15 protein-coding genes are annotated in these 21,449 nt (G+C 59.8%); 7 read left to right on the top strand and 8 right to left on the bottom strand.

All coding sequences use genetic code 11. The features are described from left to right. Positions 1 to 28: 28 nt before the first annotated feature. The gene (locus tag ACFOOP_RS18835) at positions 29 to 1,690 is read left to right on the top strand and encodes an NAD+ synthase (protein ID WP_379882708.1); all 1,662 of its coding nucleotides are present in this window, start codon (positions 29 to 31) and stop codon (positions 1,688 to 1,690) included. Here the strand turns inward: ACFOOP_RS18835 and ACFOOP_RS18830 are convergent. Continuing rightward, a complete protein-coding gene (locus ACFOOP_RS18830) occupies positions 1,687 to 2,958 on the bottom strand; it encodes an aminotransferase class V-fold PLP-dependent enzyme (protein WP_379882707.1) in 1,272 nt (423 codons plus the stop codon). The genes ACFOOP_RS18835 and ACFOOP_RS18830 overlap by 4 nt on opposite strands. Positions 2,959 to 3,010: 52 nt before the next feature. Between ACFOOP_RS18830 and ACFOOP_RS18825 the strand changes: the two genes are divergently transcribed. Continuing rightward, a complete protein-coding gene (locus tag ACFOOP_RS18825) occupies positions 3,011 to 3,865 on the top strand; it encodes an alpha/beta fold hydrolase (RefSeq protein ID WP_379882706.1) in 855 nt (284 codons plus the stop codon). A 6-nt stretch (positions 3,866 to 3,871) separates the two neighbouring features. Beyond that, entirely contained in the window at positions 3,872 to 4,300 is a 429-nt protein-coding gene (locus ACFOOP_RS18820) for a hypothetical protein (RefSeq protein WP_379882705.1), read from the top strand. Between the two features lie 110 nt (positions 4,301 to 4,410). Here ACFOOP_RS18820 and ACFOOP_RS18815 read toward each other — a convergent pair whose 3' ends face one another. Next, positions 4,411 to 5,094, bottom strand: coding sequence for a hypothetical protein (locus ACFOOP_RS18815; RefSeq protein WP_379882704.1), 684 nt, complete (start codon positions 5,092 to 5,094; stop codon positions 4,411 to 4,413). Positions 5,095 to 5,237: 143 nt separating this feature from the next. Between ACFOOP_RS18815 and gltX the strand changes: the two genes are divergently transcribed. Then, a complete protein-coding gene (gene gltX, locus ACFOOP_RS18810) occupies positions 5,238 to 6,566 on the top strand; it encodes a glutamate--tRNA ligase (protein ID WP_379882703.1) in 1,329 nt (442 codons plus the stop codon). 3 nt (positions 6,567 to 6,569) lie between these two features. Here gltX and ACFOOP_RS18805 read toward each other — a convergent pair whose 3' ends face one another. After that, complete coding sequence (locus ACFOOP_RS18805) at positions 6,570 to 7,124, bottom strand: LOG family protein (RefSeq protein WP_379882702.1); 555 nt, start codon at positions 7,122 to 7,124, stop codon at positions 6,570 to 6,572. A gap of 102 nt (positions 7,125 to 7,226) precedes the next feature. Here ACFOOP_RS18805 and ACFOOP_RS18800 point away from each other — a divergent pair, with 102 nt between their 5' ends. After that, positions 7,227 to 8,207: a LysM peptidoglycan-binding domain-containing protein gene (locus ACFOOP_RS18800; protein WP_379882701.1), complete on the top strand. Its 981-nt coding sequence runs from the start codon at positions 7,227 to 7,229 to the stop codon at positions 8,205 to 8,207. A gap of 5 nt (positions 8,208 to 8,212) precedes the next feature. Here ACFOOP_RS18800 and ACFOOP_RS18795 read toward each other — a convergent pair whose 3' ends face one another. The 5 genes from ACFOOP_RS18795 to xrtD form a co-directional block, all read right to left on the bottom strand. Continuing rightward, complete coding sequence (locus ACFOOP_RS18795; protein ID WP_379882700.1) at positions 8,213 to 11,518, bottom strand: efflux RND transporter permease subunit; 3,306 nt, start codon at positions 11,516 to 11,518, stop codon at positions 8,213 to 8,215. Continuing rightward, complete coding sequence (locus ACFOOP_RS18790) at positions 11,515 to 12,591, bottom strand: efflux RND transporter periplasmic adaptor subunit (RefSeq protein ID WP_379882699.1); 1,077 nt, start codon at positions 12,589 to 12,591, stop codon at positions 11,515 to 11,517. The genes ACFOOP_RS18795 and ACFOOP_RS18790 overlap by 4 nt, the downstream gene beginning before the upstream one ends. Positions 12,592 to 12,773: 182 nt before the next feature. Continuing rightward, entirely contained in the window at positions 12,774 to 13,652 is an 879-nt protein-coding gene (locus ACFOOP_RS18785) for a CpsD/CapB family tyrosine-protein kinase (protein WP_379882698.1), read from the bottom strand. Positions 13,653 to 13,687: 35 nt separating this feature from the next. Beyond that, a complete protein-coding gene (locus ACFOOP_RS18780; protein WP_379882697.1) occupies positions 13,688 to 15,343 on the bottom strand; it encodes a GumC family protein in 1,656 nt (551 codons plus the stop codon). A 267-nt stretch (positions 15,344 to 15,610) separates the two neighbouring features. Beyond that, positions 15,611 to 17,236 (bottom strand): VPLPA-CTERM-specific exosortase XrtD, encoded by a 1,626-nt coding sequence (gene xrtD / locus ACFOOP_RS18775; protein ID WP_379882696.1) that lies wholly within the window; start codon positions 17,234 to 17,236, stop codon positions 15,611 to 15,613. Between the two features lie 467 nt (positions 17,237 to 17,703). On the opposite strand from xrtD, the gene ACFOOP_RS18770 reads away from it, so the two are divergent. Next, the gene (locus ACFOOP_RS18770) at positions 17,704 to 18,909 is read left to right on the top strand and encodes a WecB/TagA/CpsF family glycosyltransferase (RefSeq protein ID WP_379882695.1); all 1,206 of its coding nucleotides are present in this window, start codon (positions 17,704 to 17,706) and stop codon (positions 18,907 to 18,909) included. A gap of 66 nt (positions 18,910 to 18,975) precedes the next feature. Beyond that, positions 18,976 to 21,396: a tetratricopeptide repeat protein gene (locus ACFOOP_RS18765; protein ID WP_379882694.1), complete on the top strand. Its 2,421-nt coding sequence runs from the start codon at positions 18,976 to 18,978 to the stop codon at positions 21,394 to 21,396. The last annotated feature ends 53 nt before the right edge of the window (positions 21,397 to 21,449 follow it).

Raw genomic sequence — 21,449 nt, 5'->3', positions numbered from 1 at the left:
TGCTCAAAAAGAGCATAAGTAGGAACCCATGACCGACACCCTTTCCATCGCCCTCTGCCAGATCGCGCCTCAAGTCGGCGACATTGACGGCAACATCGCCCGCATCCTGAAGGCCCGCGCCGAGGCCGCTGCGAACGGCGCCGATCTCGCCGTTTTTTGCGAGCTGGTGGTCTCCGGCTACCCTCCGGAAGATCTCGTGCAAAAGCCGTCCTATCAGCGCCATTGCATGGAGGCGGTGGAGCAGCTCGCGGCGGCGACCGGCGATGGCGGACCGGCGATGATTGTCGGCTCTCCCTGGAAGGAAGGGGACGCGCTTTACAATTCCGTGTTCCTGTTGGCGGATGGCGAGATCGCCGCGCGCCGCGACAAGGTGCGGTTGCCCAATTACGGCGTGTTTGACGAGCCCCGCCGGTTTACGCCGGGGGCGGGCTATCCCGATCCGACGGAGTTCAAAGGCGTCAAGCTTGGCCTCATGATCTGCGAAGACATGTGGCTGCTGGGCGCGGCTGAACATCTGGCCGGAAAAGGCGCCGCGCTTTTCATTGTTCCGCACGGATCGCCCTTCCGCAAAACCGCGCTGGAAGAACGCACCATGGCCGCGCGCGCGCGGGTGGCGTCAACGGACAGGCCGCTGATCTTTTTGAACCAGCTCGCCGGACAGGATGAAGTCCTGTTCGAGGGCGCATCCTTCGTGATGGACTCCGCAGGGGTCGTTCAATATCGCGCGCCGCAATTCGAAGAATCGGTTGCGATCACCCGCTGGAAAAAAGATGTCGCCGGTTGGGCCTGTGTCGAGGGGCCGGAAGCAAAATGGGTCGGGGCTGAGGAAATGATCTATCGCGCGGTGACCATGGCCGTGCATGATTATGTGACCAAGAACCGGTTCAAAGGCGTCGTCATCGGGCTTTCCGGCGGGATCGATTCTGCGCTGACGGCGGCGATCGCCGTGGACGCCTTGGGCGCGGACGCCGTTCACTGCGTGATGATGCCGTCGCGGTACACGTCAACGGAAAGCCTTGAAGACGCGCAAGCCTGCGCAAAGGCGCTGGGCGTCACCTATCGCTCCATCGGGATCGAGCCGGGAGTCGAAGCCTTCGACAAGATGCTGGCGCCCGCTTTCGACAATCTGGCGAAAGACGTAACCGAGGAAAACATCCAGTCGCGGCTGAGGGGCGTGTTGTTGATGGCGCTCTCCAACAAATTCGGCGACATGGTGCTGACGACCGGCAACAAGTCGGAAATGTCGGTGGGCTACGCGACGCTTTATGGCGACATGAATGGCGGCTTCAATCCGCTGAAAGACCTCTACAAGTTGGAGGTGTTTGCGCTGTCGCGCTGGCGCAACGCCCATCACACGCCGGAGCTGAAAGGCCCTGAGGGCGAGGTTATTCCCGAACGCATCATCACCAAGCCGCCCTCCGCCGAACTGCGCGAAGACCAGAAAGACGAAGACTCACTGCCGCCTTACGATGTGCTCGACCCGATTCTTGAAATGCTGGTCGAAAAGGAAATGGCGGTGAAGGACATTGTTGCGGCGGGCTATGAAGAAAAGACCGTGCGCCGAATCGAGCATCTGCTTTACGTCGCGGAATATAAACGTCGCCAGGCGCCGCCGGGCCCGAAAGTCGCAAGCGTCAATTTCGGAAGAGACCGGCGCTATCCGATTACGAATGGCTGGCGGGATCGTTAGGCGGTCATCGTCTTCAACGCTTTCGTCAACGCCATGACATCATCCGGGGAATTATACAGCGCGGGCGTGACGCGCACGCAGGCGCCCGCCGCGACGCCGACGCGATGCACCGTGAAGATGTTGAACTCGTCGAGGAGCCGTTTTGAAACGGCGATATTGTCTTCCGGCGTTGTTTTTCCAGTCAGGCGGAACGAGGTGATGCCGGCATGCAGGCGCGGATCGTCCGGCGTCAGCACTTCGACGCCTGAAACCCCGCGTGACGGTTCCGCCCAGAGATCGCGCAGATAGGAAAATCGTGCGGCCTTTGCCGCCGGGCCCACATCGAGATGAAATTTCAACGCTTCGGGCAGGGTCAGGACGGCGGCGAAATCTGTTGTGCCCGTGTGAATGCGCCCGGCGACGCGATCGAGATCATAATCCGGCGCGCCCGGATCGGGGCTGATATCGCCGAGACGGCCCTTGCGGATATAGATCATGCCGACGCCAACCGGCGCGCCGATCCATTTATGCAGATTATAGCCGACGAAATCGGCGCCAATGTCCTCGGCGCTGAAATCCATCTGGCCCCATGAGTGAGCGGCGTCGACAATGCAATCGACGCCGCGCCCGCGCGCCATGGCGACAATCTCTTTCACAGGTATCGCGAGGCCCGTGCGGTTGCTGATATGGGTGAGCAGCAGGAGCTTCACGGACGGATTGTCGGTAAGCGCTTTTTGATAAAACGCGATCAGCTCTTCATGGGTTGAAGGCTCAGGGATAGTGACGCGAACGACATCGCAACCGCTTTGGTTCGCGCGCCAGTCCATCATCGCAATCATTTCCGGATAATCGAGATCGGCATACATTACCGCTTGCCCGGGCTCGAGCTTGTTATAGCCGGCGATGAGGCCCTTCAAGGCTTCCGTCGCGCCGCGCGTCAGGGCGATTTCCTCTTCGTCAGCGCCGAGCGCCGACGCCAATTGCGCGATCACGGCTCTATAGTCGTCGCCATAGGTGCGGCGCGCATAATAGGAATTGTCGTGATTGACGCGTTTTACCTGCTCGACATAGCGCTCGGCGACAGGGCGCGCCATGACGCCCCAATAGCCGTTTTCCAGATTGATGATGTCCTGTTTGACGTCATAGGCCTTTGCGACTTCGCGCCAATAGGCTTCATCGTCAGCTGCGGAGTTTGACTGGCGCGGCAGGGCTGTCGCCGTGGTCATCGCTAAAGAGGGCGCAGCCAGTGCGGCGCCGCCTTGCAAGATTGTGCGTCTCGTGTGTTTCATGGGAAACATACGTATCATAGCTTTAGCGATAACCGAACAAACGAAAGCGCCGATGACAGACCTCACCATAAAAAACGGCGATCTCAATCTGGCGGCTTCGGTCTATGGGCCTGAAGGCGCGCCGGCTGTTCTTTGCCTGCACGGCATCGCCGGGGCGCGCGACACCTGGCAGGAGACGGTGCGCCGTTATGAAGACCGCTTTCAGGTCTGGACGCTGGATTTTCGCGGCCATGGTCACTCGGACCGTGCGGAGTCATATCTGGTGGAAGATTACGCGGCGGACGCCGCCGCTGCGCTCGATTTTATCCGTCGGCCGACAATCATCGTCAGTCATTCCCTCGGCGCCGTCACCGGCGCTTTTCTGGCGCAGCAACCGCATCCGTTCCTGAAAGCGTTGTTCATGGAAGACCCGCCATATTATTTTGGCGAAGCGGCTGAGTTTGCAAAGTCAGGCAATGACAAACGTTTCGATGCTGTCCAGAAAATGCTGATCGCAATGCGCGAAAAGGGCGCCGGGCTCGGCGAATATTTAAGCGCCGCGGGAGACGCGCCGGCGCCGCAGGGCGGCGTTCAGGCCGATCACTCAAGCGCCCGGCATATCCTCAGCGCCGCCTCGGGTCTGATGCGTCAGGACCCTGCATGCTGGACCCCGGCGAAGTCGACCGCCGTGTTTGAAAGCTTCAAAGGCGATGAACCGCTAAAAGTTCCGGCGATGCTCGTGCGGGCCGATCCGGAATTAGGGCCGGGGTTCACGCCCGAACATGAGTCGCGCTTTTTAGCGGCAAACCCCGATGCGACCGTTGAAATGATTGAGGGCGCCCCCCACCGGATTCATGCGACGATCAGGCATCAGCCCCGCTACTACGAATTACTTGATGCGTTTCTCGCTCAAAACCGGGAGGGGTAACGACTGATGTTGGAAGCGCTAGGGTTGATGTTTACGGCGCCCATGTGGTTCGCGACCGCCTTTGCAATGATGTTTGTTGCGCCCAGCATTGAATGGCTGTTGCTGGTTCCCTTCACCGGGATGGCGTCGCTTCTCGTGGCGGTGGTCTTGTGGCTCCGCAATCGTCGCAAGGACATGTTGATTTTTCTGGGCTCGCCGGCGGCGAGCCTGCTCATTGTCTTTGTCGCCGGTGTTTTTCGCGGCCAGCTTGATGGAGACGCCGCGACGCCGCTGCTTGTGAGCTTCCTCGCGGCGCAGGCGGGGTTTCTCGGTTTTGCGTTTTACCGATGCCGTATTGTCTGGCGGATGGCGGCGCTCTTTGCTTACGGATTTTTCTCCTATGCGCTTTTCTCCGCGCTTGTGGCGGCGATGGCCTTTACTGATACTTGGATGTGATGCGCCGCAAAGCATGGCGTAAAACAAAAAGGCCGGGCTTTGCCCGGCCTTTTCTTCCCCCGAAAGCGCCCCTCACGAGGCGCACTCGTGTTTCCCCCACGGAAACTCTGTCAGGCGTGAGCCTTTTGTTTGCGGCTTGCAAAGCCGAGACCGGCGAGTCCTGAAAACAGGAGCGGCAGCGCGCCGGGAATGGGCACGCTTGAGGTGATGAGGTCCTGCGTGCCGCGCGCGGCGAAGACGTCGAACGCCTCTGCTGCGAAGTCGCCGGAAATGATCAGCGCCCAGAGCGCGTTCGCTTCGGCGAGGACATCGGCTGTGAACAGTTTGAAGTCACCTGCGGCGAGATCGAAGGCGGATGCGCCGTCTTCGGTGATCTCCCAGATGATCGACTGCGCCGCTGCGGCGGTGTTGGCGTTTTTGAAAACATAGTCTGTCGTCATCAGCGAGCCGTAAAGAACGCCGAGGGCGTTGAGGTCGTCGCCCGAGGCGAAATAGTCCGCGCCGGCGACGCGCTCATGCTCGCGCGGCAAGGACAGATATTCAGAAAGCTGCAGGCAGAAAGTGTAGAAATCGACCCAGCCATCGCCTTCGTTATATTGAAGGGAAAAGACCCCGGCCTGGACGTTCCGGTTGGTTCCGTCATGCTGGATGCTGATGGAGCGGTTGAAGCCGCTAGCGAACACCGACCCGCCATTGTCCGGATTGTCGCGAATGGAAACGGTTGCGGCGTTGGCGAGGCCCGGCGCGGCGATACTGAGCGCGAGGGCGGCGAAAACTGTTTTAATGCGGGACACCTTGATACTCCTGACAGGCCTGGCGGCGGGTTCCGACCCCTGCCTTTCAAGTTCAGGGCCGCTGAACGCTGACCACAGCGGGGAGGTTTGACCCGGCTGCGGGGAAGGGTTAAGGCGTCGCTTTTTCAGCCCCTGGTACCCCCATGACCGTCAAAGTCCGTTTTGCGCCGTCCCCAACAGGAAAGATTCATGTTGGCAATGTGCGCGCCGCCCTGTGGAACTGGCTCTTCGCCCGGAAATCCGGCGGGGTTTTCGTGCTCCGGATTGACGACACGGATCAGGAGCGCTCGACTCAAGCCTTTGAAGACGGCATCCGCGCCGATCTCGGATGGCTCGGTCTGAATTACGATGAGACTTTCAGCCAGTCAGCGCGCTTTGACCGTTACGATGCGGCGCGCGACAAGCTGATCGCCGAGGGGCTTTTGTATCCGTGTTACGAATCTGCCGAAGAACTCGACCGTAAACGCAAGATCCAGCGCGCCCGGTCCTTGCCGCCGGTTTATGACCGCGCGGCGCTGGACCTCACGGAGGCGCAAAAGGCCGACTACGAAGCGGAAGGCCGCAAGCCTCATTGGCGTTTCAAGCTCTCGCAAACGCCCGTGAAGTGGGATGACCTTATTCGCGGTGAGACAACGGTGGATACGGCGAGCGTTTCCGATCCGGTGCTGATCCGCGAGGACGGCATGTATCTTTATACCCTGCCGAGCTGTGTCGATGATATTGACGCCAACATCACCCATGTGATGCGCGGCGAGGACCATGTCACCAATACGGGCGTGCAGATCGAGATTATCCGCGCGCTTGGCGGTGAGCCGCCAGCCTTCGCACACCACTCCTTGCTGGTCGGCGCCGACGGGCAGGGGTTGTCGAAACGGCTGGGCTCCCTGTCGATTGAGGCGATGCGCGAGGACGGGCTTGAGCCGGCGGCGATTACCAGCCTTCTGGCAAAGCTTGGCACGGCTGATCCCGTGTTGCCGCAGCCTGATTTGATGGCGCTCGCCGAAAGTTTCGATTTCGACCGTGTGGGCCGCGCGCCGGCGCGTTTCGACATGAGCGAGCTTGAAGCGCTCAACGCCAAAATCCTCCATGAAACGCCTTATGAAAACGTCGCGGAGCGGCTGCAAACGCTCGGCGTCAGCGAGATTTTGTGGGATGCGGTGAAGGGAAATATCACTCGCCTCAAAGACGCCGCCGACTGGATAGAAGTTGTCGATGGCGACGTGGAGCCGGTGATTGAAAACGCCGACTTCGCCAACGAAGCGGCGGCGCTTGTGCCTGACACTCTCGATGCGGATAGCTGGGGCGCCTTCACCAACGCCGTGAAAGAAAAAACCGGGGCCAAAGGCAAGAACCTGTTTATGCCATTGCGCCTGGCGCTGACCGGCCGTCAGCGCGGACCGGAGATGGCCGCGCTGTTTCCCCTGATCGGCGCTGAAAAGGCGAGGGCGCGCTTGTCGGGCAAGCGCGCCTGAGGCTTACGCGCGTTCGCGAAGAATGCTGCGCTCTGCGGCCTCGAAGACTTCGTCAACAGAGTCGACGAATTTCAGGTCATTCACGAGTTCTGAATCGGCAAGGCCCTTTTCGACGAAGTGATCGAGAAGTTCCTTTAGCGGCGACCAGAAGCCGTTGATGTTCAGGACGATGAGCGGTTTGCGGTGAAGCCCGAGCCGCGCCCATGATAGAACTTCAATCAGTTCCTCAAGCGTGCCGATGCCGCCGGGAAGAGTCAGAAAGGCGTCTGACTCCTCATACATCATCATCTTGCGTTCATGCATGTTGGTGACGATTTTATGATCGACGCCCTCAAGCACGCCTTCAAGCTCGACGAGAAAGTCGGGGATGACGCCGAAGACGGGGCCGCCGGCGTCGCGCGCCGCGCCCGCTGTCGCGCCCATAAGCCCGAGCTTGCCGCCGCCATAAACGATGCGACAGCCGCGCTTGGCTGCTTCTTTTCCGACGGTGATGGCTGCTTCTTTGAAGGCGGGGTCAGTGCCGGGCCGTGACCCGCAATAAACACATAATGATTTCATGGGCTTACACGTTTCTTGTTGTTGGGGTGGCATTGTACGCCGATTTACCTTTGGGTAAAGTACCCTTTGAGCCGGGAACAAAGCGTTAAGGAGCGGCTATTCATGCGTGTCATCATCATAATCCTGTTACTGATTGTTCTCGGTTTTATCGGCTGGAAAGCCGCCGAACGCTTTAAAATTATTGAAGGACCGAGCGAAGAGGTCGCCGAACTAGCGGTCCCTGACGCCGATCAGCCGCAGAGCGAAACGCCGGCGGAGCCTGCGCTGCCGAGTTTTGACATCGTGCGCGTTGATCGCACTGGGTACGCCGTCATCGCCGGGCGCGCAAAGCCGGGTTCTGAAGTCACGATTTACGCAAATGAAGCGGAGCTTGAAAAAGTTCCTGTGGAGCCGGACGGCTCCTGGGTGATCGCCACGGAAACGCCGCTCGACGCCGGGCCGGTTGAGCTGAGCCTGTCGATGCGCACCGAAGACGGCACTGTGATCCGGTCTGAAGATACCATCGTGATTTATGTGCCGGAGCGCGAAGGCGATTTGCCATTGGTGCTGCGGACGACGCCGGGCGGCGCCACGGAAGTCCTTCAGGACCCAAGTGAAAGACCGGAAGGGCTGGGACCGTTGTCGCTTGATGTCATCGACTATGATGACGCCGGCGCCGTGATCTTTTCCGGCCGCGCGACGCCGGGCCTTGTCGTCGAGCTTTACATCAATCGTCAGCTTATCGGCCGCGTCGCCGCCAATGATGAAGGCCGCTGGACCATCGCCCCGGAAGCGCAGATTGCGCCGGGGGTCTATGATCTTCTGGTGATCCAGCTCGATGAAACGGGTCGGCCGGAATACGCAATCGAGCTGCCGTTTGAGCGCGCCAGCATGGACGACATTCAACTGCGCGATGGAAGGGTGATCGTTCAGCCCGGCAACAGTCTCTGGCGGATTGCGCGGCGCGCCTATGGCAGCGGCGCCCAATACACCATCATCTACGCAGCGAACGCCGCCCAGATCCGTAATCCGGATCTGATCTATCCCGGCCAGATTTTCGATGTGCCTGACGCTGCGGAAACGGAAGAAGAAGGGGCGAACTAGCGCCCCTATTCCGCTGCGTGGGGATAGTCCTGATCCGCGCGTTCGCCAGGCGCTGCCGGAGTTTCAATGGCCGGCTTCAGACCGAGTCTCGTCTTGACCCATTTGAAACGGCGATTGCACCAGCCGGCGGCGGCGGGCGTGCGGTTGCGCAGCACCGTCGGCGCGGCCAGCATGACCGGCGTCAGGATAAGCGTCAGCACGGTGGAAAAGGCGAGACCGTAAACGACGGCGGATGACAGCAGCACCCACCAGTCGGAGGTCGTTGATCCATGGGTGATCGTGCCGGCGGCGAAATTCACATTGATCTCGAACACCATGGGCAGAAGGCCGAGGATCGTTGTCGCGGTGGTCAACAGGACCGGGCGGATGCGCTGCGCCGCTGTGCGCACAACGGCGTCCTCAACGGACAAGCCTTTGCGCCGCAGATATTGATAGGTGTCGATCAGGACGATGTTGTTGTTCACAACGATGCCGGCCAGCGCAACGATGCCGGTGCCGGTCATGATGACGGAAATATACTGTCCTGTGACGGCGATCGACAACAGCACGCCGAAGACGGAAAGGACCACGGCGGAGAGCGTCAGCGCGGCGTGGTAGAAACTGTTGAATTCAAGCAGCAGGATCATGGCGATCATGAACAGTGCCGCGAGCATGGCGTTCTGGAAAAAGCTCGCCGCCGCTGCGGTTTCTTCGTCGGCGCCGCGCATCACCCAGGTGACGTCGGGGCCGAGCGCGCCGGTTTCCAGCCACTCTTTTAAGTGGTTTATGGCGCGGTCCTGACTGACTTCATGGCCCTTCACGCGCGTATTGCCATTCGCCTTCACTTCAATGATCCGGGCGCCGTCGCGGCGGATGATGCGGTCTACCTGCGGTTTCGGCACGCGCGAGACAAAGTTCGACAGCGGCACAGACCCTTGCGGCGTTTGCACCCGCACCTGATCAAGCGCGAAGATGTTGCGGTTCTTTTCCGGATAGCGCACGCGAATATCAACTTCGTCATCTGCGTCTTGCGGGCGGTATTTATCGACGAGAAGGCCATCGGTGACGAGCTGGAGAACGGCGCCGGCCTGTTGCACGGACAGGCCGTAGCGGCCCGCTAGCGCGCGGTCGATTTCGATGCTCCACTCTATGCCGGGCAGGGGAAGCGTGTCCTCTTGGTCCATATAGGTCGGCACTTCCTGACCGTCGATGACAATGGCGGTGCTGTCGATGAACGCGCGCGCTTTCTTCGCGGCGGCGACCATGGCGTCGAAATCCGGTGACGAGATTTCCAGTTGCGCGTCTTTGCCCACATCAGGGCCCTGCGCGCGCTGGCGCACTTCCACATGAACGCCAGGCACATTGCGCACGCGTTCGCGCAACTGATCGAGCACAATATAGGAATGTTCACGCTTGGTGTAGTCGACGAGCGTCAGGCCGATCTGCCCGATCGTCTCCACAGGCGCCTCCCGGCCGCGGGCGAGTTCGGGGCCGGTCTGGATATAGATGTGCCCAATTGCGGGATGGTCGTCGATGCGGGCGGCGACATCCTTGACGATCTCGATTTTTTGCTCGGAGGAGAGGTTCCCCCGCGCCAACACCAGCACATTCGCCTGATCGTCATCATTGCGAATAAAAAACTCGACCTCCGGCGCCGCAGCGATGAAGGAGGAAATGCAGAGAACGACCACGGCGCCCGCAGCAAGGCCCACCAGCAGCGGACGTTGAACAAGCTCTTTCAGAATGCGGGCGTAAGTCGCGATCGGGCCGTCGAGTTTCGTTGGATCGATCTCGTCGACTTCGAATTTCTTTTCCGCGACTTCGGTTTTGCCCTTCATGTGGAACTTCTTCTTCATCCAGTCCGGAATGCCGAACAGCGAGCCGAGGACCGGCAGGAAGATCAGCGCGACAAGCAAGGAGGACGTCAGAACGAAAATCATCGTCAGCGGCAGGAATTTCATGAACTGGCCGACCATGTCCTTCCAGAAAAGAAAAGGCACGAAGGCGGCGAGCGTGGTCGCCGTTGATGTGATTACAGGCCAGAACATGCGCTTTGAGGCTTCGAGATAGGCCTCGCGTCTGTGCGCGCCTTCGGCCATGCGCCGGTCGGCGTATTCGACAATCACGATGGCGCCGTCAACCAGCATCCCCACGGCCAGGAGAAGGCCGAACATCACCATCATGTTCAACGTGTAGCCAAAAGCCGAAAGCAACAGGAAACCCATCAGGAATGTCGACGGGATCGCGACGCCCACCATCAGCGCGGAGCGCAGGCCAAGCGCCGCGACGACGACGATCATCACGAGAAGGATCGCGGTCATGACAGACGCCGTCAGCCCTTCAAGGCTGTCTTTTACGAAGACGGACTGATCGCTGGTGAATTCATAGCTGATCGTCGCGGGCCAGCTTTTGGATTCTTCTTCGATGACCCTGCGCGCGTCTTCGATGGTCTCCACAATGTTGAAGCCGGAGCGTTTCGAGATTTCGACGCCGATAGCGAGATTGCCGTTGAAAATCGCATAACCGTCGCGGTCCTTGAAGGTCCGCCGCACGGAGGCGATATCGCCGATGGTCACCACATTGTCGCCATTGACGCGCACGGGCGTCGCGGCGAGATCGCCGGCGTTGCGCACCAGACCCGGCGCTTTCACCGTAAAGCGGCCATCGCCGCGATCGACAGAGCCGGCGGTGACAAGCTGGTTGTTGGCGGTCACCGCATTGATGACTTCAAGCTCAGTGAGGCCATAAGATTCAAGGGTCTCGGGATTGATGATAACTTCGAGCAGTTCTTCGCGAGAGCCGGTGAGGCGCGCTTCAAGCACGCCGGACAGACCTTCGAGCTTGTCTTCAAGACGCTGCGCCACCTGAAGCAGCGCGCGCTCGGGCGCGTCGCCATAGATGATGGTCGTCAGGATGGGAAACTGGGTCTGGGCGTTGAACTCCCGAACAAGCGGTTCTTCCGCCTCGGTGGGAAAATCCGATTTCGCGCGGTCCATCGCCTCGCGCACGTCCAGCACCGCCTGATCGATGTCGACGGTCGCCTGAAACTCCAGAATGAACTGCGCGGCGCTGTCATAAGCGAAGGCGTCAATCTGTTTGAGGCCTTCGACATTCTGAAGCTCTAGTTCCGCTGGACGCACGAGCAGACGTTCGCCGTCCTCCGGGGAAATGCCGGGTAGCGGAATGGTGACGCCGACAAACGGCGCCGGGACATCAGGATCGGCTTCGCGCGGGATGGTGCGATAGGCGAGAAGGCCGAAAAACACCATGACGACAAGGGCCGTCATGACGACGCGCGTGCGCGAAAAGGCGGCGTCGATCAGACCGTTCATGTCCCGGCCCTTTCGGTGGCCGGAACCGCGTCGACTTCTTGCCCGACGGTGACATATTCCTGACCGGTGACGATCAGGCGGATATCCCCGGTCACGCCGGAGACCCAAAAGCCTGAGGGGCTTTCACCGATGGGCCGCACAGGCGTGAAGACGACAATATTGTCCTTGTCGAGGCTGCGCAGGCCAATTTCGCCTTCGTCATTGAGCACAAGGGCGGATCGAGGAACGCGATGCGCGCTCGTTTCTCTTGTGAAGACCGTGAATTCCGCCGTGACGCCGTCGCGAAGCGCGCCGTCCTCGTTCGGAACTTCGAGTTCGATGTCGAAGGTGCGGGTCGACGGATCAGCGCTTGATGAGATGAAGCGTACGACGCCTTCGATGGTTTCGCCGGTGGCGAGGCGGGCGCGGCCCTTGTCGCCTTGCTGCACTTTGGCGACGTCGCGTTCAGAGACGGCGCCGACGACGAGGAACGGCGACCGCTTGATGACGGTCGCGCAAGGATCGCCGACACTCAAAAACGCGCCGACTTCCGCGTGGCGTTCGTCGTAAGCGCCGGCAAAAGGCGCCGTGATGTCGGTTTTGCCGAGTTCGAGGCGCGCACGCTCTAGCGCGGCCGCCGCCTGATCGCGCGCGGCTTTAACGGTGGCGACCGCGGTTTCGGAACGAAACCCGCCTTCGCTCAGCTTCGTGGCGCCCTTGTAATCGAGATCGGCCTTGGCGAAGGCGGCTTGCGCTTCGGCAAGCTGGGCCCTGCGCGCGTCCACATCGAGCCGGCACAAAACATCGCCCTCTGCAACCTGTGCGCCCAGCGTCGCCGGAGTTTCCACGACCATACCGCTGGTTTCAGCGCGTACAATGACCTTGCGTTCAGCCTTGGTGCGTCCGCGCACGACGATTTCGTCGCGCCATTCAGCCGGAGAAATCGTGTCGACCACCACCGTGAAATTTTCGGCCGCCGCGGCCTCGGGCGCAGTATCGCTTGCGCCGCCGCCAAAGAGCCCGCGCACCAGAAAATACAGGACGATCAGGGCGACGAAAATGCCGGCGAGTTTGACGGACTGAGACACATTCATAAGGCCGGCTCTTGGGGTAGATGGATAACAGGGAGTTAAAGACCTATTCTGTGAATAAATCCTTCATGGTTCACTATACTGGTGAGTTTACCTGCGGTCTTCAAGCGCGCAGGCCCGCCCTTGGCTGCTTTTATGCAGTCAGCTGAGCCCTGGGGACAACGCATTTCATCCGTTGCGGGCGGTCAGTAATACTGGTTCGGCATGAAGGCGGCGGGCGCCTTGTTCAGGACCGTGCCGAGAATGTTGGTTTTGCCGAGAATCCGCTTGGCTTCCTTGAGGTCGTCGGCCCTTGTGTCGCCGCTGGCGGCGACCAGAAGGGCGCAATCGATCTTGGGCAGGAAGGCGATGGTGTCGTCGCAGCCGAGCAGCGGCGACATGTCAAAAATGACCACGCGGGAGCCGAAGTCGTGCACAGCCGTGTTGATCAGCTCGTCAGCACGGGACGAGGTCAGATGTTCAGCGCCGCGACGGGTCACACGTTCATTCGCGATGAGCACCACATCGGACAGGCCGGGGCGCACAGCAACGTCCCGGACCGTGCATTTGCCTTCAAAAAAGTCCAGCGACGACGGCGCATCGGTGACGCCGAGATAGCGGGCGACGCTTGGGCGATAGAAATCGAGATCCACCAGGGTCGCTCGTGAACCCGGCTTCGAACTGATCGCGATGGCCAGATTGATCGCGGTGACGGTTTTGCCGGCGCCTGAGCCGGGCGAAACGACCGCGATGGTTTTCCAACCTTCAGCGTCCATCTTCTGCAGCACTCTTGTGCGCAATACGCGATAGGCGTTCAGCACCGGGTCCTGCTCATTGGCGATGATCCGGTTGCGGGCGAAGTTTTCGAAATTGCACTGGACCGAAGGCAGGTTCAGGGGATCGTCATTTCCCGTCGTCGCAGGTCCGGCGGTCGCCGGCCCGGTGGTCGCGGTTACGGTTTTTGCAGCGCTGGCGCTCGCCAGCGCTTGCGCCTGTTGCAGACGCTTTGTTGCGGCTGCTGCGTCCTGTGTGACGGTTTCCCGCGTTTCCCGCGCCCGGGTGACTGCATTGCGAATTCGGTCCATGGGTTCGCCTTATCTCAAATCTCTTTGCATCGGGTTCACAATGCAGGCTCCGGTGTCGCCTCAGTTGCGTGCCGGCGTTTGGTCTTGCGGGCGCCGCGCCCAAAACTCGGCGGGCGAAGGGTGGGGAATCGTCCGCGTTTGTCCGTCTCGCTATATATAAAGGGAATGACGGCGATGGGCTGGCTGTCCATAATGGAGGACAGGTGATTGCGTCCGCGCAGGCGCGCTTGCAGCAACTCGAGCCCGAGCGCGACCATTCCGCCCAAGCCGAAAGCGCCAAACAGCGCCATCACGATAAGCTTCGGACGGTCCGGGCTTGAGGGTTTGTCGGGCTGCAGGGCGGGTTCGAGGATGGAGAATTTCTCCGCCTGCTGATTTTCTTCGAGATTTTCTGCAAGCTGGGCGGTGCCGCGCTTGGCGAGGATATCCTGATATTCCTGAAACAGGTTTTCATAATCCCGGGTCAGCGCAGTGATGCCGCGTTCAACTTCCGGGGTGCGGGCGACCCGCGCTTCGAGATCGGCGATTTCGTTCATCGATGCTTCCGACTGTTTCGTCAGCATGCGAATGCGGTTTTCGATAACGGCGATACGGCCTTCAATCTGAACCCCGGCCATGTCCGAAGAGCCTTTGCGCGTCTCATCGGATATGCGGTCCGAGAGGGCGTTGCGCGCGGCCTCGACATTGGCCTCAGCTACGGCGATTGCTTCCGGATCAGGGGGGGAGGCGCGTTCAAGCGCTGTAAGGGCGTCATCAGCTTCGGTCAGCTCACTGCGCAGCCGGGTGATTTCGGTGCTTGGCGTCATGCGCGCTTTGATCGAGGCGATCTCATCGCGTTTGGCGACGACTTCCGGATAGGTGTCGCGGTATGTCGCGCGCAGCCGGGCGAGTTCCGACTCGAGGCGGGCGAGCTCAGTGGAAAGACTGTTATCCCCGCTGGCGCCGCTGATAAGCTGCGTTTCCAGAAAACGCTTTTCTTCTTCAAGCTGGGTGATGCTCGATTCAGCGTTGCTGAGATTGTTGCGCGCCCGCTCCAGCATGTTGAGATGCATATTGAGATGTTCGGGAAGGGCGTTTGCGTTTTGCGATTTGTATTGCGAGACGCGCTCTTCCATGTTCGCCACCTCTTCGCGAAGGCGCGTGGATTCACGTTCGAAGAATTCCGTTGTGTTCGAAGCGCCGGCGGTGCGGGTGCGCACATCCTCGTCCAGGAAAAGCGTGATGAATTTGTTGGCGACAAGATAAGCCTTGTTGGCGTCGCGATCCGTATAGGCGACGGTGAAGGCGATGGTGTTGTCGCGCCCGGCGCTGCGGGCCTGCGCTGAGGTTGTGATGAGGTCGACGCGAAGGCGGTTGCGCATCAGGTTGACGCGCTCACTCTCGGAAAGACCGAGGGAGCGCGGGAAGAGATCATACTCGTCTGCGACTTCCAGCAGCCGGTTGCGGGTCATCACGCGCTGGCGGATCGTGGTGATGCGTTCCTGCGCGTAGGAGTTAATGGTGGAGCGGATATATTCCGTCGGGATCTGCTGGGATTCGACAAGGATGGTGCCTTGCGCTGTGTATTTCGCGGGCAGCAACATTACTGCGACAACGCCGATGGGCGCGAGCACAATCACCGGCAGAACAAAGGCCAGGAATCGGCGCTTGAGGATGATCAGAATGTCTTCAAGTGAGAATTCTTCGCCCATCTGGGTGATCCTGCTTTCTGTCGGCCAGGCCTGGTCTGGCCCTGATGCGCCCCTTGATTTGCAAATATTGCGCCGATTTCAAGGCGCTCGGCCAGACTGGGCGCGTTTCTGGCGATTTTGCGGGGTCAGCCTTAACTTTCTCGCTGCTGGGTCCGGCCAGCGAGACTAGGCCGACTTTCTGAAGCGGACCTTAGCAAATGCAAAAAAAGAAATAACCGAAAAAAAACCGCCCCTTGCATTAAAAATGTGAAGACGGCGCTTCGGTCCCTAATCGTTCGGGTCGAACTCCTGGGTCGCCGGGGCGTCCGCGCCCGGAATATAGGGCTCGAGCTTGGGATCAAGCTTGCGCATGAATCCCGTCAGCCGGGCGTCGGCGTCGCTTTCAAGCTCGTCCCGGGCGATAGGGGTCATGATCCGGATCATGGCGCCGTCTGTCCGGCGCAGGTTCACGGCGTCGAGGATCAGGAACGACTTCATCACGAACTCATTGGCGAGTTTTCGTCCGCGCTGGTCGTACCAGTAGTAAACCAGTTGGCGAACGCCGCGATTTTCAATGATGATGCGGTTGTAGCGGAAGGTGTCGCCATCATTGAGCGTCGCCTCGGCGTAGTCATGGGCTGCGATCTGCCAGCCGCCGCCGGGAATGCATTGGCGCGGCGAGTGCCAGCTATGGCCCTGGCGCTGCATGTTCAGATAGGCGATGTAAAGGTTGAAGGCCTCATTGTCCGGGCTTTCCAGATTGGTGATGATGTAGTCATCCGCGCCCAGCACATTGAGCGTGTCCGCATCAACTTCTTGAACATAGCTCTTCCAGCCTTCGAATTCATAAGGAAGGCCGGACAGATCGGAACGCTCCGGCACGCGCAGGATGTTCGATGTGGCAAAATGCACATAGGAGCCGGCGGCCACGAGAAGTGCGAGAGCGATCAGCGCATGAAGGGTAAAACGCTTCTGGTCCCACTGCGTGCCATCCGGCTGCGGCTTGACGTCGGGCAGACCGAGCAATTCGCCGATGGACTTGCGGCCTGATATCCGGGCGAGCAGCGAAATCACGGCGAACAGAAGCGCAAGGCAGAGGATAAAGACCACCCAGCCTTCAAACATATGGATAAAGCCTTCGGCGTGCTCCGGCCCGAATTGCTGAACCAGAAGGCCCGTCACGGCGATACGGAAGGAATTCATGACAATGGTGATCGGGATCGTCGACAGAAACACCACTGCGCGCTGCCACATGGGGGCGTGAAACAGATAGGCCGCGAGAAAGCCGAGGCTCAAAAACGGAAACAGATAGCGCAGACCCGAACAGGCTTCGGCGACCTGAAGTTTGTAGTCGCCGAGATCGATTATGTTGCCGGAGAGATAAACGGGAATGTTTAGGAGCTCGATCATCCAGACGCCGAGCTGCGAGGACCAGAGCTGGAAATGCTGCGACAGGATGGTGATCACCCAGTAAGGCGGCGGCACCATGAACAGCATGAAGCCGATCGGCAGCAGGGTGAGCCAGAAAATCCTCCAGCCGCCGAGCGCCAGGGCCAGTGACGAAAACAGGAGGATCATCGCAAGGTGCTGGAAGATCATCAGCGATGTCACGGTGAGTTCCGAGAGCACCAGAACAATGGCGGAAACAGCGACGCCGGCGAGGCCCAGCGCCACGGGCTTGCCGAGGCTGCCTTTCAGGGCGTCGCGACGCGACCAGATAATCCATCCCGCGATCACCGGCAGGAAGTAACCGTGACTTAATTCCTCCTGCTCGCCCCAGCGCATGAACAGATTTTCAATCCCGTTGAAAAACGCAAACACCGTCACGACGGCGAGCGCCGCCACCAGATAGACAGGGCGAACCTCAAAGCCTGCGCCGGACGGGGAGGTTTGTGCGGTGCTGGTTTCGGACATGTGACTGGGTGTTTCCTGCATTTTCTGGCCGGGACAACCCCTGTGGCTGGCCCTGTCTTTGGTCACTGCGTCTCTCGCGCAGCTATTCTGGACGTGATTTCAGCAAGATCGGCGCCGGATCATTTGCGGCGTCAGCCAGTAAAGTAAAGGCCTGCCGCCTCGATCTCACGCTGCTTTGTTAATCTTGTTGGCCCGATCTTAAGCTTACTGAGTTGGAAAAACATTAGGCCTAACAACTCCTTAAATAAAACACCACCTTGAGGGCGCGATAGGCGCGCGAGCCTCAGGCCATGATTTTCATGGGGTTGTGGGGTAAAAAAACCCTAAAAGACACGCAAGGGGAGAATCTGGCCTGCGGCTTGCTGTGATGCGGGCAGGCAGACCAGCGATTTTTGGTTTACGGCGCTTCCGGTTTCGAACTGAAACGCTGTTAACGGGTTAACTTTTTGGAACGGCGTCAGATGAGTATGAGCGATCCCCTTTTGAACCAGACGGCGCAGAGCCCGGAAGCGGTTGGCGCTGTGGCGCCGCTGCGCCGGGACGATTTCGACCGCGATGTCTGGTGTCTGATGGGGCTGGCCGTGGATGCGGCGGATATCAATCGCGCCATCGCCGAGATCGATGACGCCGTCAGAACGCGCCGCCAGCTCTCCTTTGTCACGCCGAATGTGAATTTTCTCGTGCGCGCCATGAAAGACGAGGGCGCGCGCCGCGACATTCTGAATGCCGATCTCAGCCTCGCCGACGGCGCGCCGCTGGTCGCGATGGCGAAGACGCTTGGCGTTCCTGTGCGCTCGCGGGTCGCCGGATCCGATCTTTTCGAAGCGCTGCGTCGCCGTCCCGGTTTCGCGGGCCGCCGCCTTAAGGTTTTCTTTTTCGGCGGCCGTCCCGGCGCCGCTGAAACTGCGTTCGACGTCATCAACCGTGAAAAAGGCGGTGTTGAAGCTGTGGGCTGGCACAATCCCGGTTTCGGCGATGTGGAAAGCATGAGTTCCGATGAGGTGATCGCCAAGATCAACGCCACGGAAGCTGATTTTGTCATGGTCGCCCTCGGCGCCGCCAAGGGGCAAGCCTGGATTGAATATAATCGCGACCGCCTGACCGCGCCGGTGACCGCTCATCTCGGCGCGGTTGTAGACTTCACGGCTGGCGGCGTCGCCCGCGCCCCGGAATGGGTGCAGCGCGCCGGTCTCGAATGGATCTGGCGGATCAAGGAAGAGCCGTCTTTGTGGCGCCGCTATTTCGATGACGGCGCGGCGCTGGCGGGGCTCGCCCTGACGGGGCTCTTGCCGCAGTCACGCCAGCCGGGCGTTGTTTCCGGTGAGGGGCGGGCCGAAGTGATGCAAGGCGCCGGCGGGACGGTTGTCCGTCTGGCGGGGGCGCTCGGCCATGGCGGCCTGAAGCCAGTGCGCGAGGCCTTCCGCGCCGCAGCGGCGCTGGGGCGCCCAGTCTGCCTCGATCTCACTGGGGTCGAGGCCGCTGACCGCGCCTTTTTGGGACAGGTTTTGATGCTGGAGAAACATCTCGGCCGTCATGGCGCTGCGATTTCTCTTTTAGGCGCCAATAGCCGGCTCAAGTCGCTTTTCCGGGCGAACAGAATGAATTACGCAGCGGCAGGTTTTTCGGAAGTCGCTGCTGCTGATACGGCCGATCTGCGTAAGGCGGCGATTTAGGACAGACATTGTAACAAGGTTCCAACAGTGGCAAACCCACAGACCTTAGTAAGAAGGGTGGAGATAATGACGGCGACAATCAGGAATACACGGCGATCAGGCAAAAGCGCAGCCTCGAGGCTTTCAACGCTTCTTGCTGTTTCAGCGCTGGCGCTAACAGCCGCCTGCGCATCGCCAGAGGAAAAAGTTGCAAAATATTCGAGCGAAGCGGCTGAATTCCTTGAAGAGGGCGATCTCAACAAGGCGTTTATTCAATATCAGAACGCGCTCAAAATTAACGAAGAGCATGTGCCGTCCTTGCTCGGTCTCGCCGAGATCGCTGAACAGCGCCAGGACTTCCAGGCGATGTTCGGCCTGTTGCAGCGCGCCGTTCGCCTTGATCCGAATCTCGTCGACGCTCACGTCAATCTCGGCAAGCTTTATCTGATCGGCAGCGATGAAACGACGGCGCTGGAAGAGGCGGAAAAGGCGCTCGCCATTGAGCCGAATAATATCGATGCGAAAAGCCTCAAAGCGGGCGTGCTTCTGAAAATCGGCGATAGCGCCGGCGCGATGGCGCTTGCCGATGAAGTGATCGCCGAAGATCCGGCGAACGCCGAAGCGGTGACCGTCCGGGTGACCCAATATTCGATCAATGATGGTTGGGAAAAGGCGCTCGCGGAACTGAACCGCGCCCTCGAGATCAATCCGCAAATTGCGATGTTGCAGCTTCTGCGCATTCATGCGCTCACCATGCTCGACCGCGCTGATGATGCGCGATCCGCCTATGGGGAGCTGATCGAGCTGTTTCCTGATCAGCCTGCCTATCGTCGCGTTTACGCGAACGAGCTGATCAAAGTGAACGACTTCGCCGGCGCGCGCGAACAACTTGAAGGCGTCGTCGCGCTTCAGCCTGAAAACCTGACCGCGAAGCTGGATGTCGTCCGTGCGGTGAATATGGGCGAGGGGCAGGCGGCCGCTGAGGAAAAACTCCGCGCTTACGCCGAGGCGTCGCCTGACAACACGGAATTGCAATTCGCGCTTGCTGATTTCTATATCGGTTCAGACCAGGATGAGAAAGCGAGCAGCCTTCTCGACAGCCTCGCCGCCAGCAAGGACCTGGACGTTGCGTTGAAGGCCAAGAACAAGATCACCACGATCCTGTTTGCGGAAGGCGAGACGGAACAGGCGACAGCGCTTGTCGATGAAATCCTTGCCGCTGACCAGTACAACACCGAGGCGCTGTTGCGCCGGGCCGCGTTGCAGATCGATGCAGAAGAATATGATCAGGCGATCAACAATCTGCGCGCTGTAATCGACAACAGCCCGGATACTTTCCAGGCCATGATCCTCATGGCTGCGGCTTTTGAGCGTCAGGACAATTACAGCTTCGCGCAGTCCGAACTCGCCAAGGCTTTCGAAGCGAGCAAGAAGAACGCGGAAGTGGCGCAACAATTCGCGCGCTTCCTGTTGCGCCGCAAGAATGTCAATCGCGCCGAAGAGGTTCTGAAAGATTCTCTTGCGGTGCATCCGAACAATGTCGAGAATTTGCGCCTGCTCGCCTCAATCCGTCTCGCCAAGCAAGACTGGCGCGGCGCCGAGGAAGTCGGTCAGATGCTGGCGGACGCCGGTCGCGATAACCAGCTCGCCTCAACCATCAAATCCGCCGCCTATATCGGTCTTCAGGATTTCGGCAGCGTGATTGAAACCTTGTCCGAGCAGAATGAGGATGCGCCGTTGCAAGGGCGCCCGCTGAGCGCGCTTATTGACGCTTACATTCGCGAAGAGCGCACGGACGAAGCCAAAGAGCTTCTGACGCGCATGCTTGAAACCGATCCGGAAAATTACGCCGCGCAACTGCAGATGGCGCGCATTCACCTGGCGCGAGGTGAAAAGAGCGATTATGAAGCCACCTTGTTGCAGGCGACGGAGACGGCTCCGCAGCGCTCCGAGGCGTTCGATTTTCTTTACCGGCATTATCTCGCTGAAAACCGCCGGGCCGACGCTTCAGAACTGATTGAACGGGGCTTGCGCGCTGCGCCTGAAAATGACGCGCTGAAGGTTTTCAAGGCGGATGTGCTTCTCAATAGCGGCGATCGCGAGGGTGCGCTGGACCTTTACAGCGAGCTTATTGAAAAACGTCCTGACGACCGCATCATCGCCAACAATTTCGTCAGCCTGTCGAGTGATATGCGGAAGGATGAGGTGAGCATCGCCCGCGCTCTTGAGGTGGCGAAAACCATCGAGAGCATCGAAAATCCGTATTATCGCGATACTGTCGGCTGGGCCTATTACCGCGCCGGCGACTACGCTAAAGCGATTGAATATCTGTCGCAGGCCGTGGCCGCGGCTGAAGACAATCCGGAGATGCGATACCATCTTGGCGCAGCGCAAGCCGCCAGCGGCGACAAGGCCGCAGCGCGTGACAATCTTGAGAAAGCATTGAGCCTCGGCGGCGCAAATCTGGCGTTTGGCGATGAGGCCAAAGCGCTTCTGGCCAGTCTTTAGTAAAGGCGGCTTTTTAAGCCGTTAAACCGTTTGGCTAACGCCGATCGAAAGCG

Source organism: Hyphococcus aureus, assembly GCF_042643165.1.
Lineage (GTDB): Bacteria > Pseudomonadota > Alphaproteobacteria > Caulobacterales > Parvularculaceae > Hyphococcus > Hyphococcus aureus.
Note: the sequence above shows the minus strand (reverse complement) of the source record. Positions and strands in the feature narration are given on the sequence as shown.